Origin of the sequence: Xanthomonas albilineans, from assembly GCF_002939705.1 — a bacterium.
In the GTDB taxonomy this organism is placed as follows: domain Bacteria; phylum Pseudomonadota; class Gammaproteobacteria; order Xanthomonadales; family Xanthomonadaceae; genus Xanthomonas_A; species Xanthomonas_A albilineans.
In genome coordinates this window covers 1-299 of sequence record NZ_MDCB01000128.1, presented here as the reverse complement: position 1 = coordinate 299, position 299 = coordinate 1, and the positions used below count along the sequence as shown (strand labels likewise).

General features: G+C 67.6%; 1 protein-coding gene. It reads left to right on the top strand.

Translation table 11 applies throughout. The features are described from left to right. Window positions 1-299, top strand: a 299-nt coding sequence (locus tag XalbCFBP2523_RS16730; RefSeq protein WP_158250809.1) for a hypothetical protein, incomplete at both ends; no start/stop codon positions are given.

Here is a 299-nt window from a genome sequence, read left to right as displayed (position 1 = left end):
GGCCGCATCGTCGGTACGCTCGGCTATGCCACCGCACTGTTCGAGCGCAGCACCATCGAGCGCCATCTGCACCACTTCTTCGCCGTGTTGCACGGCATGGTCGCCGACGAACACTGCCGCGTGGAGCGCTTGCCGCTCTTCAACACCACCGAGCGCCAGCAATGGCTGCAACGCCTCGCCCGCGAGCATCGCGTCTTCGCCGACCAGCGCTGTCTGCCCAGCGTGTTCGAGCAGCAGGCCGCACGCACGCCGCAGGCCATCGCCGTGGTCGATGGCCAGTGCACGCTGTGCTATGCCGA